Source organism: Streptomyces sp. MGP-P1 (genome assembly GCF_057766565.1).
Window position 1 is genome coordinate 2,887,229 of record NZ_JBYMEM010000007.1, and the last position, 14,129, is coordinate 2,901,357.

General features: G+C 72.3%; 11 protein-coding genes and 2 pseudogenes. 6 read left to right on the plus strand and 7 right to left on the minus strand.

Going from position 1 to position 14,129, the window contains the following annotated elements; all coding sequences use genetic code 11:
• Window positions 1–1,701 carry an ABC transporter transmembrane domain-containing protein gene (locus AC3CH1_RS34595; protein ID WP_488466488.1) on the plus strand — a complete coding sequence of 567 codons (1,701 nt, stop codon included), beginning with the start codon at window positions 1–3 and terminating at the stop codon, window positions 1,699–1,701.
• 51 nt (window positions 1,702–1,752) lie between these two features.
• Here AC3CH1_RS34595 and AC3CH1_RS34600 read toward each other — a convergent pair whose 3' ends face one another.
• From AC3CH1_RS34600 to AC3CH1_RS34610, 3 genes are all read right to left on the minus strand, one after another.
• Window positions 1,753–2,862 (minus strand): alpha/beta hydrolase-fold protein, encoded by a 1,110-nt coding sequence (locus AC3CH1_RS34600; RefSeq protein ID WP_488466489.1) that lies wholly within the window; start codon window positions 2,860–2,862, stop codon window positions 1,753–1,755.
• Window positions 2,863–2,975: 113 nt separating this feature from the next.
• The gene (locus AC3CH1_RS34605; RefSeq protein WP_488466490.1) at window positions 2,976–3,503 is read right to left on the minus strand and encodes a DinB family protein; all 528 of its coding nucleotides are present in this window, start codon (window positions 3,501–3,503) and stop codon (window positions 2,976–2,978) included.
• Between the two features lie 90 nt (window positions 3,504–3,593).
• Window positions 3,594–4,016 (minus strand): MarR family winged helix-turn-helix transcriptional regulator, encoded by a 423-nt coding sequence (locus tag AC3CH1_RS34610; protein WP_018956551.1) that lies wholly within the window; start codon window positions 4,014–4,016, stop codon window positions 3,594–3,596.
• Window positions 4,017–4,229: 213 nt separating this feature from the next.
• Here AC3CH1_RS34610 and eno point away from each other — a divergent pair, with 213 nt between their 5' ends.
• A complete protein-coding gene (gene eno, locus AC3CH1_RS34615) occupies window positions 4,230–5,534 on the plus strand; it encodes a phosphopyruvate hydratase (protein WP_488466491.1) in 1,305 nt (434 codons plus the stop codon).
• 93 nt (window positions 5,535–5,627) lie between these two features.
• On the opposite strand, the pseudogene AC3CH1_RS34620 reads toward eno, so the two are convergent.
• Window positions 5,628–6,583 (minus strand): annotated as a pseudogene (locus tag AC3CH1_RS34620) (DUF3048 domain-containing protein).
• 310 nt (window positions 6,584–6,893) lie between these two features.
• Here AC3CH1_RS34620 and AC3CH1_RS34625 point away from each other — a divergent pair.
• From AC3CH1_RS34625 to pgm, 3 genes are all read left to right on the plus strand, one after another.
• Window positions 6,894–7,337, plus strand: a complete 444-nt coding sequence (locus AC3CH1_RS34625; RefSeq protein WP_488466492.1) for a hypothetical protein — start codon at window positions 6,894–6,896, stop codon at window positions 7,335–7,337.
• A gap of 245 nt (window positions 7,338–7,582) precedes the next feature.
• Window positions 7,583–8,650 (plus strand): chitinase, encoded by a 1,068-nt coding sequence (locus AC3CH1_RS34630; RefSeq protein WP_488466493.1) that lies wholly within the window; start codon window positions 7,583–7,585, stop codon window positions 8,648–8,650.
• A gap of 216 nt (window positions 8,651–8,866) precedes the next feature.
• Entirely contained in the window at window positions 8,867–10,510 is a 1,644-nt protein-coding gene (gene pgm / locus AC3CH1_RS34635; protein ID WP_488466494.1) for a phosphoglucomutase (alpha-D-glucose-1,6-bisphosphate-dependent), read from the plus strand.
• Between the two features lie 43 nt (window positions 10,511–10,553).
• On the opposite strand, the gene rho is transcribed toward pgm, so the two are convergent.
• Window positions 10,554–11,693, minus strand: a complete 1,140-nt coding sequence (rho, locus tag AC3CH1_RS34640) for a transcription termination factor Rho (protein ID WP_488466495.1) — start codon at window positions 11,691–11,693, stop codon at window positions 10,554–10,556.
• Between the two features lie 411 nt (window positions 11,694–12,104).
• Between rho and AC3CH1_RS34645 the strand changes: the two are divergent.
• Window positions 12,105–12,308 (plus strand): annotated as a pseudogene (locus tag AC3CH1_RS34645) (ATP-binding cassette domain-containing protein); the annotation flags it as partial.
• On the opposite strand, the gene AC3CH1_RS34650 reads toward AC3CH1_RS34645, so the two are convergent.
• Complete coding sequence (locus AC3CH1_RS34650; protein ID WP_488466496.1) at window positions 12,210–13,571, minus strand: MFS transporter; 1,362 nt, start codon at window positions 13,569–13,571, stop codon at window positions 12,210–12,212. The pseudogene AC3CH1_RS34645 and the gene AC3CH1_RS34650 overlap by 99 nt on opposite strands.
• Window positions 13,568–14,056, minus strand: coding sequence for a MarR family winged helix-turn-helix transcriptional regulator (locus AC3CH1_RS34655; protein WP_488466497.1), 489 nt, complete (start codon window positions 14,054–14,056; stop codon window positions 13,568–13,570). Before AC3CH1_RS34655 ends, AC3CH1_RS34650 begins: the two co-directional genes overlap by 4 nt.
• Window positions 14,057–14,129 lie beyond the last annotated feature (73 nt).

Genomic DNA, 14,129 nt, shown 5'->3' on the forward strand with positions numbered 1-14,129 from the left:
ATGAAAACTCCTGACACCGAGCGCCCCCGCCCCGGGGCCGCCATCCTGCGGACGGCGCTGCGCCGCAACATCGGCGCCATGGTCGCGGGCACCGCACTCATGGGCCTGTACCAGGCCGCCGAGACCGCGTTCCCCATCGCTCTCGGACTGATCGTCGAGCACACGATGCAGGACCGCAGCCTCGGCTCGCTCGGCGTCTCGATCGGCTCGCTGGCCGTGATCATCACGACGGTGTCCCTGTCGTGGCGGTTCGGCATGCGCGTGCTGCAGAAGGCCAACACCACCGAGGCACACCGCTGGCGGGTACGGGTGGCCTCCTGCGGACTCCAGCCGGTGGCCAGGGACGTGGACCTCAAGTCCGGCGAGATCCTGACCATCGCCACCGAGGACGCCGACCAGACCGCCGACATCATCGAGGTGGTGCCCCTGCTGATCAGCTCCCTGGTCGCCGTCGCGGTCGCCGCGGTCGCCCTGAGCCTGGCGGACCTCCGGCTGGGGCTGCTGGTGATCGTGGGGACCGTCACGATCCTGTCGGTCCTGGCCGTGATGTCCAAGCGGATCGGAGCCAGTACGCAGGAACAGCAGGCCCGGGTGGCCCGGGCGGGCGCCAAGGTCGCCGACCTCATCATCGGGCTGCGCCCGCTCCACGGCTTCGGCGGCAACCACGCCGCGTTCGGCTCCTACCGCAGGGTCAGCACGGACGCGAAACGCCAGGCGATCACCGTCGCCCGGGTGAACGGCGTCTACGCCGGCACTGCGCTCGCCCTCAACGCGGTCCTCGCCGCGGCCGTCTCGCTGACGGCGGGCTGGCTGGCCTTCGAGGGCCGGATCACCATCGGGGAACTCGTCATGGCCGTGGGCCTCGCGCAGTTCATCATGGAACCGCTGAAGATGTTCTCCGAGATGCCCAAGTACGTGATGATCGCCCGTGCCTCGGCCGAGCGCATGGCTCTGGTGCTGACCGCGCCACCCGTGACGACACCGGGTCCCGAGCGCCCGGAACCCGGCGGAGACCTGGAGGTCGACGGCCTGCGCCACGGAACCCTCCGGGGGGTCGATTTCACCGTCTCGGCGGGAGAGTTCGTGGCGATCGCGGCATACCAGCCGCGCGCGGCGGCCGACCTGGCCGCCGTCCTCTCGGTGAACGTCGCCCCCCACGCGTACGGGGGAGTGGTGCGGGTCGGCGGCCGGAAGATCGCTGACCTGTCGATCAAGGCGGTCCGCGAGCACCTGCTGGTGAATCCCTACGACGGGGAGATCTTCGCCGGCACGCTCCGGACGAACATCGACCCGTCGGGCACCGGCCGGACGATCGAGGCGGCCGTCGAAGCCTCCATGCTCACCGATGTCGTCGCCCTCCACCGCGAGGGGCTCGACTACGCGATCCGCGACCGGGGCGCGAACCTCTCCGGGGGCCAGCGGCAACGGCTGGCCCTGGCACGCGCGTTGGCCGCCGACACCGACGTGCTGGTCCTGCACGATCCTACGACGGCCGTCGACGCGGTGACGGAACAGCTCATCGCGCGCAACGTCGCGAAGCTGCGCAAGGGCCGGACCACGCTCGTGCTCACCAGCAGTCCGGCGCTCCTGGACGCCGCGGACCGGGTGCTCGTCCTCGACGAGGGCGTCATCACCGCGCAGGACACCCACCGCGGTCTCCTCGCCGGCGACGAGGCCTACTGCCGGGCCGTGGCCAGGTGAACCACCGGGCGGCGCTTCCCGGGGTGCGCCCGCGCGCGCTCCGGGAACCTCTCAGCCGAGGGCCCAGGCGACGTCCCTGAGCAGGGCGTGCCGCCAGCCCGCCCGGTCGTGCCCGGACGCCGAACGCGACACCCGGACCGTCGCGCCGGCCCGCTCGGTCAGCTTCTCGGTCAGCTCGCAGTGCGGCAGCATCGTGTGCTCGTGCTCGCCCACGTCGAACGCGCACCGCAGCCCCGACAGGTCGGCGCCCCGGCGCAGTCGCTCGGCGACGGCTCCGCCGAGGGCCCCGCCCAGCGGATCCGGCAACGCCTCCGCGCCGGGGGCCCACCAGAAGGACCCCGACTGACAGGCGACCCGCGAGACCAGCTCCGGGAACTCCAGAGCCGCGTACAGCGCGCTCAGACCGCCCAGGCTCTGCCCCGCGACCACCAGCCGGTCCAGGCGGGCCGGCACGCCGGACTCGGCGACCAGCGGCAGCAGTTCGTCCCGGACCGCCTCCCACAGCTCCGGGCGGCAGGCGAACTCGGCCTCGCGGTCCTTGGCCGGCAGGAACACGAGGGTCACCGGAGGCACGTCACCCGCGGCGACGGCCGCGTCGAACGCGGTCACGGCCGGGTGCAGATACAGCCAGTCGTCCCCGTCGAGCAGCAGCACCACCGGACCGCCTCCGCCCGCCGGGTGGACGCGCACGGTCCGCCGTCCGCCGAGCCGGTCGCTGCTCCAGCGGATCCGGGTGCGGGGGAGGGGGAGCACGTCGTCCACGCCGAGAGAGGGCCAGTGCGGCTGGGCGGGGGCGTCCGGGGTCGCGGCGACGGAACGGTCCACCCCGGCGCCGACCGGGTTGAACGGGTCGGCGTGGGCCGCGTCCCCGACGAGGACGCGGTAGGTCACCCGCAGCCGCGCGGGCATCCGAACTTCGGCGTACCAGCAATCCGTACCGCCCCAGCGGCGCAACGGAACGGGCGGCGACCAGCTCTCGAAGTCGAGCACGGACCCGTCGCCTCGCGCCGTCTCGGAACCACGCCACAGGAAGAGGGTCCGCCACCCGCCGTCGGCGGGGATCGACGCGGGCGTACGAGCCGCCGCCCAGAACGCGTCGCTGCCCGGGCGGCCCGGGAGACCGAAGGCGGCGAACGGATTCTCGTCGATCACCGGACGCATGTGCGTCTCCTTGTGAGAGCGGAAGAGGCGAGGCTGGGCTCCCCCTGGATGAGGTGAGCCTAACCCAGCGTCTCCGAAGGGGCGTTGGCGATCCGCTCCCGGGAGGCCGTCGGTCAGCCGGAGGAGGCCGCGCGCACCATCCGAAGCTGCCCGATCTCCGCGACGTTCTTCATCAGCTCGGCGTTCACCCACGCGGCCATGTGCGCCATGGTGTGGTCCGGACCCTGCTCCCAGGGAGACGGAGCGGCGGCGTCGAGAGCCGCGTCGTCAAGGCCGTCCAGCACGCCAAGCCACGCCTCCCGGAGCTCACGCAGCCAGCCGATCGCCCCCTCGGCGTCGCCCGGCCACGCGACGTCCTCGCGGTCCCGGGGCTCGCGGCCCAGGGAGTGCTCGATCGTCGTGCTCCACCACCAGCCGATGTGCCAGCTGAGCCAGCCGATCGTCGGCACCGGAACGGGGTCGGGCTCCGTCTCCGCCCAGTCCGGCGTCCACCGGCCGTCGGCCCGCAGGCGCACCGTCCAGCACAAGGGCGTCGGCTGCCAGAGGAAGTCCTCGGTGTCGAGCCGCTCCAAGTGGTACTCGAACAGCGACCAGGTCAGATCGAACTGGCGGCGCAGAAGGTCACATCGCGAAGCGTTCACCGGGCGACCCTGACACACCCGTACGCCCCCGGCAACGCGCTTTCCCCGCCGTCCGGGACGGCCGGCGGGCCCGGGCTACGAGACCGGCTTCTAGTACGCGGCGAGCCGTTCCATCAGGGCGGCGCCGCGCGCGAGCGTCTCCTGCTCGTCCTCGTCGAGTTCGAGGTCGATGGCCCGGGCGAGCCAGTCGGCACGGCGGTCGCGCTCCGCCTCCAGCGCCGCCCGCCCCACCTCGGAGAGGTCGACGAGGGACTTGCGGCCGTCCGTCGGGTGCGCCCGGCGGACCACGAGGCCCTGGTCCATGAGGAGCCCGACCGCGCGGGCCATCGACTGGGGGCGCACGCGCTGGTCCGCCGCGAGGTCGCTGGTGGTCATGGCCCCGTCCCGGTCGAGGACGCCCAGAACGGCGACCTGACCGTGCGGGATCCGGTCCTCCTGCTTCACGCGCCGCGCGAGTTTGCCCATGGCGACGCGCAGATCGGCGGCGACGGTGGCGGGTTCCGGGGTGGGCATAGGGCACTTTAACCCGTGATCGGCAGCGGGTCCGCGGGGATGGCCCGCGGAGCGCGACTGAGCAGCGTAACTGGGCAGCACAACTGAACAGCAATGCTAAGCAGCCATTCTGAACAGCACAGGTGAACAGCTTTGCTGTAGAGTTGCGTCGTCGCGGCTCGCGCCGGCGTTGTCGCAAGAGTGCCGCGACGTGTGACTTCGGAAGGACCTCGCATGGCCCCCAAGGCAGTTGAGCCCACCGTCATCCAGTCCGTCACCGCTCGCCGGATCATCGACAGCCGAGGCAACCCCACCGTCGAGGCCGACGTCCGCCTCGCCGACGGCTCCCTCGGCCGCGCCGCGGTCCCCTCCGGCGCGTCCACCGGCGCGCGGGAGGCCCTGGAACTGCGCGACGGCGACGCCGGGCGGTGGCACGGCAAGGGCGTCGACCGTGCGGTCGCCCACGTCAACGACGAGATCGCCGCCGCGGCCGTGGGCCGCGACGCGGACGACCAGGCCGGCCTGGACGCCGCGCTCGTCGCGCTCGACGGGACGCCCGGCAAGTCCCGGCTCGGTGCGAACGCGATCCTCGGGGTCTCCCTCGCCGCCGCGAAAGCCGCCGCGGCGGCCCACCGCCAGCCGCTCTACCGCTATCTCGGTGGCGCCGACGCCCGCCTTCTCCCGCTGCCGATGATGAACATCATCAACGGCGGCGCGCACGCGGACAATCCGCTGGACTTCCAGGAGTTCATGATCGCGCCGGTGGGCGCGAAGACCTTCGCGGAAGCCGTCCGCATGGGCTCCGAGATCTTCCACACCCTGCGACGTGACCTGCTCGCCGCCGGACACGCCACCGGCGTCGGCGACGAAGGAGGCTTCGCGCCCGCGCTGCGCACGGCCGAGGAGGCGCTCGACTTCGTCATGAGCGCCGTCGAACGCACTGGGTACCGTCCCGGCGAGGACATCGGCCTCATCATGGACCCGGCCTCGTCGGAGTTCTTCCGCGACGGTTCGTACGTGTACGCGGGCGAGGGCGTGCGCCGCACGCCCTCCGAACAGGTCGACTACCTGGTCAGGCTGATCGACTCCTACCCGATCGTCTCCATCGAGGACCCGATGGCCGAGGACGACATGGACGGCTGGCGCGAGCTGACCACCCGCGTCGGCGACCGCTGCCAGCTCACCGGCGACGACGTGTTCTGCACGGACGAGGCGCAGGTGCGCGAGGGGATCCGCACAGGCGTCGGCAACTCGGTTTTGGTGAAGGTCAACCAGATCGGGACCCTGACCGAAGCCCTCGCCACGGTCGCCACCGCGCGTCGTGCGGGCTGGAGCGCCGTGATGTCCCACCGCTCCGGCGAGACGGAGGACACCACGATCGCGGACCTGGCGGTCGCGACGGGCTGCGGTCAGATCAAGACCGGCTCGCTGTCCCGCTCCGACCGCACGGCCAAGTACAACCAGCTGATCCGGATCGAGGAGGAGTTGGGCGAGTCGGCGCAGTACGCGGGCGGGGCGCTGCTGTCCCGCTCCCGTTAACCGGGCGGGGGCCCCGGCACCGGCCCCTTGCGCGCGGAACGGGCGTCCCCGGCGGACCGTTGTGTCCGCCGGGGCGCTTCGGCGGGCAGTCGCTCAGGCGCCCCCGCGCGGCGCGTACAGGATCCACAGCGGCCCTTCGGCGAGATCGACGCGCTGTCCGTCGGGGGTGGTGTACACCGTGTCCGCGTCGGCCGCGCTCCGTGCCCACCGGGCCTCGTACGCCCGGCCGTCCCGCAGGACGACCGCGCTCCCCGAACCCATGGTCTCGGTGAACGGGCTGGTGTTCCCGGACCGGTCGCGGAAGTCCGACGGCCTGACGGTCACGTCCTGGACGACGACCGTGCCGGCCCGAGCCGTCCGCCCTCGGCGGTGCGGGCGGGGGAGCCGTCCAGGGAGACGAGCCACCGCTCGCGTTCGGCGGACCAGGTGAAGGTCACGGACGCGGACGGATAGCGAACCGTGCGGCGGTCCTCCGGCTCCCCGCCGGGAGGCGGCGCGCCGACCTCGAGCCCCAGCTCCTCGACGGCGTTCACACCGGAGGCCTCGAACGGGATCCGCTCCGGCCGCAGATAGAGATTGTGCGGCGCGGGCCGGTCCGGGCCCCGGAAGTACGCTCCCGGGGCCTTCGAGGGCGGCACGGGGTCCAGCGGCGCACGGTCGATGACCGGCAGCAGCCTGCTCTGGGCGCCCGAGAAGGCCAGCGTCGGCCGGTCGAACTGTCGCAGCAGCTCCAGATCGGTCTCCCGCGCACTGCGCACCGGCCCGATGACCGGCGGCAGAGCGGAGGAGTACACGGCGAGGACCCGACTCAGGCCGGCCTCCACCTGCTCGACGTAGACGATGTCGGCCCGCTCCAGACCGGTGTGGGGACGTGCGGGCGCCACATTGTCGATCTTTACGGCGAGTACGTCGGCCCGGCCCGTGCCGGAAGGAGAGCTGCTGCGGGGCGAGGGCGACGAACCGTCGCCGCCCGTGCACGCGGCCGCGACGAGCAGCACGAGTGCGGTGAACAGCACTGCGGCCGAGGTCCTGATTCCGGCTGCGGACATGGCGACCGCCCTTCCGGGGCGTCGGCCGGCGGCGTCGGCGCAACGCCGTCGTGTCGCGGCCCCTCACCCATCATCACGCATCGGGCGCGTGCATGGTTGCGCGACCGCCGTTCCCGACCGGAATGGGCCCGAACGGCCCCGAACGGCGGCGCGGCGCACAGGCCCGCCCGCACGGTCGGCCGACGTGGCCGGAACTGCTCTGCGCCGCGCCTCCGATTCCGCTTCCGTGGGGGCGGATCGCTCTCTACGGTTGCACCAGCGACGGGTCGCGCACCCGTACCGGCACGACAGGCGAGGCGGAGGGGGTTCGGTGGAAGCCGAGTTGACGGCACTGGCGGCATCGGGGGCGACGGCCTTCGTGGGCCTGATGGTGACGGAGGCCTGGACGCAGGCGCGCGGGCGGGTGGCCCGGTTCCTGGCGCGGGGCGAGGACGTCGAGGTGATCGACGCGGAACTGGAGGAATCCCGTGAGGAGCTGATCGCGGCACGCCGGAACGGCGACGAGGACGGTGCCGCGGACGTCGCCGCCGAGTGGCGGATCAGGCTCCGTCGGGCCCTGCGCGACAACCCCGGGGCCGCGGCGGAGCTACGGGACCTGCTCGACGAGCTGGCGCCCCGGCAGTCCGCCGGAACCACCGTGTCGATCAACCACAACACCATCAACGACGGCACCTACAACGGAACCGTGATCATGGCCCATTCGATCCACGACGGCGTGCGCACGGCGCCCCGCCAGGAACCGGACGCCAGGTAACGGCACCGGGTCACGCTCGGTGAGCTCCTCCCGGCACACCGGACACCGTTCCCAGGCGTCCCACTGGAAGGACGCGCCCGAGAACGTCCGGTCCTTCAGCCGGATCGCGAGGAGGGTCTGGTCCAGACCTCTTGACCGAAGGTCTGGACCATTCTACGGTTTGGCAGGGTCACGACACAGGGCGGGGCGGGGCGAACCTTTCGCCCCGTCGGCGGCGGACCCGGGCTGGAAGGGACGTACGGATCATGGGGCGTACCTCACGACTGCTGGGCCTCGGCCTGGCAGCGGCACTCGTCGTACCGATGCTGGTCGGAGCCGCGCCGCCGAGGGCCGCGGAGACGAACAGCGCGGCCGCCGAGACCTGCGCGGTCAAGTCGAAGCCCACGGGCAAGGTGCTCCAGGGGTACTGGGAGAACTGGGACGGGGCGGCCAACGGCGTGCACCCGCCGCTCGGCTGGATCCCCATCACCGACTCCCGCATCACCCAGCACGGCTACAACGTCATCAACGCGGCCTTCCCCGTCATCCGCTCCGACGGCACCGTCCTCTGGGAGGACGGCATGGACAACACCGTCAAGGTCGCCACCCCCGCCGAGATGTGTCAGGCCAAGGCCTCCGGCCTCACCACCCTCATGTCGATCGGCGGAGCCGCGGCAGGGATCGACCTCAGCTCCAGCAAGGTGGCCGACCGGTTCGTCCAGACGATCGTCCCGATCCTGAAGAAGTACAACTTCGACGGCATCGACATCGACATCGAGACCGGCCTCGTCGGCAGCGGCAACATCAACCAGCTGTCCGCGTCGCAGTCCAACCTCATCCGCATCATCGACGGCGTCCTCGCCGCGATGCCGCCGAACTTCGGTCTCACCATGGCCCCCGAGACGGCGTACGTCACCGGCGGCAGCGTCGCCTACGGCTCGATCTGGGGCTCGTACCTGCCCATCATCAAGAAGTACGCCGACAACGGCCGCCTGTGGTGGCTGAACATGCAGTACTACAACGGCAGCATGTACGGCTGCTCCGGCGATTCCTACTCCGCCGGCACCGTCGCGGGCTTCACCGCCCAGACCGACTGCCTCAACAAGGGGCTGGTCATCCAGGGCACCACCATCAAGGTGCCCTACGACAAGCAGGTCCCCGGCCTGCCCGCTCAGCCCGGCGCCGGCGGCGGCCACATGTCCACCGGGCTCGTCTCGCAGGCCTGGAACCACTACAACGGCTCCCTCAAGGGGCTGATGACCTGGTCCCTGAACTGGGACGGTTCCAGGGGCTGGACCTTCGGAGACAACGTGAGGTCGCTCCAGGGCCGTTGAGCCCCCACCCGTACGTCGTCGCGCCCCCGGCCCGCTCCGGACCGGGGGCGCGACGCCGCTCCGGCCGGGGAGCGACACGAGGAAGGCGTGAACCGGTCGCGCACCGGGGCGGCCGGGAGAGCAGAATCGGGTACGGACCGGGGTGATCGTTTCCCCGGTGCGCCGGGCCCGTCTCCCCACGGGCCGGCCGACGACGAAGACGTACGAGGAGCCCCGATGGTGCACGAACGGGCCGGTCACCCGGCGCAGTCCGCAGACCTGGTCGACGTGGCACGGCTGGTGACGGCCTATTACGCCCTCCACCCCGATCCCGCAGAGCCCGCCCAGCGGGTGGCCTTCGGGACCTCCGGCCACCGCGGCTCGGCGTTCGCCGCCGCGTTCAACGAGGACCACATCGCCGCGACCACCCAGGCGATCTGCGACTACCGCGCCCGCCAGGGCACCGACGGCCCCCTGTTCCTCGGCGCGGACACCCACGCGCTGTCCGAACCCGCCCGGGTCACCGCCGTGGAGGTGCTCGCCGCCAACGGGGTGACCGTCCTCATCGACAGCGAGGACGGCTACACCCCGACCCCCGCCGTCTCGCACGCCATCCTCACGCACAACCACGGCCGCACCGAGCACCTGGCCGACGGCATCGTGGTCACCCCCTCGCACAACCCGCCCGCCGACGGCGGCTTCAAGTACAACCCGCCGAACGGGGGGCCTGCCGCCTCCGACGCCACCTCCTGGATCCAGGACCGGGCCAACGCCCTGATCGAGGCGGGACTCGGGGTGGTCCGCCGGATGCCGTACGCCCAGGCCCTGGCCGCCGACACCACCCACCGGTACGACTTCCTGACCGCGTACGTCGACGACCTGCCCTCCGCCCTCGACCTGGACGCCGTACGGGACGCGGGCATCCGCATCGGCGCGGACCCCCTCGGCGGCGCGTCCGTCGCCTACTGGGGGCGGATCGCGGAACGCCACCGGATCGACCTCACCGTCGTCAACCCGCTCGCCGACCCCACCTGGCGGTTCATGACGCTTGACTGGGACGGCAGGATCCGCATGGACTGCTCGTCCCCGCACGCCATGGCCTCGCTGATCGCCCAGCGTGACGCGTACACCATCGCCACCGGGAACGACGCCGACGCCGACCGGCACGGCATCGTCACCCCCGACGGCGGCCTGATGAACCCCAACCACTACCTGGCCGTCGCCATCGACTACCTCTACACCCACCGCGACGGCTGGGCCGCCGGGACCGGCATCGGCAAGACCCTGGTCTCCTCGTCCATGATCGACCGGGTCGCCCACGACCTCGGCCGCACCCTGGTGGAGGTCCCGGTCGGCTTCAAGTGGTTCGTCGACGGCCTCTACGACGGCAGCCTCGGCTTCGGCGGCGAGGAGTCCGCCGGGGCTTCCTTCCTGCGCCGCGACGGCCGGGTCTGGACCACGGACAAGGACGGCATCCTGCTGGCCCTCCTCGCCTCCGAGATCACCGCCGTCACCGGCTCCACCCCCTCCGAGCACTACGCGCGGCTCACCGACCGCTTCGGCGACCCGGCGTACGCCCGCGTCGACGCACCCGCCACCCGCGAGGAGAAGGCCGTCCTGGCCCGGCTCTCCCCGCAGCAGGTCAAGGCCGACACCCTGGCCGGAGAACCCGTCACCGCGGTGCTCACCGAGGCACCCGGCAACGGAGCGCCGATCGGCGGCCTGAAGGTCTGCACGGACAGCGCCTGGTTCGCCGCCCGCCCCTCGGGCACCGAGGACGTCTACAAGGTGTACGCGGAGAGCTTCCAGGGCCCCGGCCACCTCGCCCAGGTCCAGGAGGAGGCCCGGGCGCTGGTCTCCGAGGCGCTGGGCGAGGCCTGATCCCTTCGTTCGGAATCCGCACGCCGGCCGGTGCCGGGCGCGCTCAGGCGCCCGGCACCGTCGGCTGCACCTGCCGCAGGAAGGCCGCGTTGTCCGGGGTGCGCCGGACCCTGTCGAGCAGCACCTGAAGGGCGCCCTGGCCGTCCCGCGTGCTCAGGGCGCGGCGCAGGGCCCTCACGGCAGCCAACTCGCCCTGACCGAAGAGAAGTTCCTCACGGCGGGTGCCGGAGCGGGTGACGTCGACCGCCGGGAAGATCCGCGCTTCGGCGGCGGCGCGGTCCAGGCGCAGCTCCATGTTGCCGGTGCCCTTCAGCTCCTCGAAGAAGAAGTCGTCGGCCCGTGAACCCGTCTCCACGAGGGCCGTCGCCAGGATGGTCAGCGAACCGCCCTCCTCGGCACAACGGGCCGCGCCGAACAGTTTCTTGGGGCCGGTCAGGGCCGCCGCGTCGACGCCACCGCTGAGGGTCCGACCGCCCGCGCGGGCCGCGTTGTTGTGGGCCCGGCACAGTCGGGTGAGGGAGTCGAGCAGGATCACCACGTCCCGGCCCTGCTCGACGAGGCGCCGACCGCGCTCGACGGCGAGTTCGGCCAGGGCGATGTGCTCCCGCGCGGGCCGGTCGAAGGTCGACGCGTACACCTCGCCGCGTACGGAGCGGCGCATGTCCGTGACCTCCTCGGGCCGCTCGTCCAGCAGCACCACCATCAGGTGCGCCTCCGGGTGATTGGTGGCGACGGCGGCGGCCATCTGCTGCAACAGCACCGTTTTCCCCGTCCGGGGCGGTGCGACGACGAGGCCGCGCTGGCCCTTGCCGACGGGGGAGACGAGATCGACGATGCGCGGTGCGGGCCCGCCGTGCGGCGTTTCCAGGCGCAGCCGCTCACGGGGGTGGACCGGCGTCAGGTCGCGGAAGCGGGCCCGACCTTGCAGGTCCTCTGGGGCGAGCCCGTTCACACGGTCCACCGAGGACAGGACACGGGGCCGGTCGCAGCCGCCCTCGACGGCGTCGCCCTTGCGCAGTCCGAGGCGGCGGATCAGGGCGGACGACACCTGAATGTCGTCGGGGGAGGGGTGGCCGCCGTGGACACGGAGCATGCCGTGGCCGTCGTCGGCGGTGTCGAGGAGGCCGACGACCCGGACGGGGCGCTGCTTCCCGGTCACGGGGCGTTCGAGTGTGGTGGTCATGGGAGGGGGTCCTTTCGCGGACAGGCGAATGAGGGGACCGGCGTACGGAGGGGCGGCAGGAATCACGCCACGCACCGGGGGACGGAAGCCCCGGGCCGGAGAGACAGCGAAAACGCTGGGAAGAAGCTGGATCGCCGGTCGGAAAGGACGGGCGCGACAGCGATGGAGAGGAATCAGCACCGGTGCCCGATGAGACGGGGCAAACACATGTGCTCACCGCACTGTACCACTGTGCGTCGGGAGCGTGACGGAACATCCGTCGGTACACCGTCGGCACATCGGCCGGATCGTCCGTCGGTACACCGTCGGTACATCGGCCGGATCGTCCGTCGGATGGACGCGCGTCGTGCGGGAGCCCGGCACGCGTCGAGGGCGGTGGGAACTCCGACGTTCGGGTTCCCACCACCCTCGGTGGCGGCGGCAGGGCCGCAGCGTCAGACGGCCGTGGACGAGGTCGACCTGACGGTGCCCTCCGGGCGGGTCAGGGCGATCGTCGGCCCCGACGGCTGTGGCAAATCAACCCTCCTGCGCTCCATGGCCCGGCTCCACGAGCCACGCTCGGGCCGGGTGTTCGTCGGCGACGCCGACGTCTGGCAGCTGCGCCGGGGCGAGAGCCGTGGGGGCGGACGGCTTCTCGGGGGCGGCCGGTGTGCGGTAGGCGCGAAGGGGCTTGTTGGTCGCGTACACGACCGCGATCGCGAGGACGGCGGACAGCCCTCCGGAGATCAGCGAGAAGGAGGCCGAGGTGGCCGACGCCACCAGACCGCCGCGGAAGTTGCCGAGTTCGGGGCCCGCGACGCCGATGACGTGCTCCACCGAGGAGACCCGCCCCCGGTAGGCGTCCGGGGTCTCCAACTGGACCAGCGCACTGCGGGTGACGACGGAGACGGTGTCGGCGGCCCCCGCCACCGCCAGGCAGCCGAGCGCCGGCCACAGAGGCCCCGCCAGACCGAAACAGGCCAGCGCCAGCCCCCAGATCCCTGCCGCGTACAGCTGCACGAGACCGGCGCGGCGCCGACGCGTCACCGTGCCGGAGAGCAGGCCGGCCGTGATCCCTCCGACCGCGACGGCGGAGAGGAACAGGCCGAGGGTCCGGGGGTCTCCGCCGAAGCGGATCTCGTTGACCAGGGGGAAGAGCGCGATGGGCATGGCCAGCAGCGTCGCGGACAGGTCGGTGGCCATCGAGCCCCACAGCGTCGGGCGGCGCAGCACGGTCAGCAGGCCGCCACGCTCGGTCCGGGGCGCGCCGTCTGACGCGTCGGTGCCTTCGGGGCGCATGGCGGGGAGGCGGACCACCGCGAGCAACGCGACCGTCATGGCCACCGCCTGGGCCGCGTACGCGGCGGAGAAGCCCCAGCCGGCGATGATCAGCCCCGCCAGCGCGGGGCCGGTCAGCATCGCCGTCTGGAAGGAGACGTTGGTCAACGCGAGCCCGGCCGCCACCTGGTCGCTCGGCAGGAGCCGGACCGGGAAGGTGCGCCGGGCGGGTGCTCCGAGAGCGCCGCAACTCGTTCCCACGGCGACCAGGGCGAGCAGCAGCAGCACGCTGCGGTTGTCCGCCAGGGCCTGGGCGCAGAGCCCCGCGGCGGCCAGTACCTGTCCCGCGGTGGCGGCGCGTACCACCGTACGGCGGTCGCAGGCGTCGGCGAGGGACCCGCCGACCAGGCCGAACAGCACCATCGGCAGACCGGTGGCGAGCCCGATGGCACCCGTGCCCACCGGGCTGCCCGTCAACTCCCAGACCTGGGCCAGCACCGCCACGTTGGCTGTCTGGCCGCCGAGTTGAGAGGCGGAGGTGCCGATCCACAGGTCGCGGAACGGCTGATTTCCCCGGAGCGGTCGGGTGTCGAGGAACGGGCCGCCGACACGCCGTTTCAACGGGGTGGCTCGGTCAGGTGGTGGAGGATCCGCTGCCGCATCGACCTGCGCTCCAAGGCCTGCCGCACCTCCTCGACGACGGCGGTCATCGCGTACGGGACCTCGCCGTCCAGCTCGGCGACCGTGCTGTGGGTGGCACGCCACTCCGCCTCCAGGAACGGCACCAGCGACCGGCCGCGGTCGGTGAGGTCGATGCGCCGGGTGCGGGCGTCGGGCCCGGGCTCGGAGGTGACGAGCCCCGCGTCGCGCATGGCGGCGACGGTCTGGCTGATCGCGGAGTGCGAGCGCCCCAGGGACTTCGCGAGCTCGCGGATGGTCAACGGTCCGGTGTGCGCGAGCCGGATCAGCGGATAGACGAATCGGGGCCGTACGCCCTCGATGCCCCGCTCGACGTAGACCTGCTCGATCTCGGCATCCATGGCCGCCAGAAGTTCGTGGAGAGAGTGCCAGGGGTCGGGGCGCGCGGTGGGATCGGAAGGTGTCACAGCGCTAATATAACAGCGCTGCGACAATATTCGCGCTCTCCTGTCCAGCGGCCGGGAGCGATCGCGCCCGGGT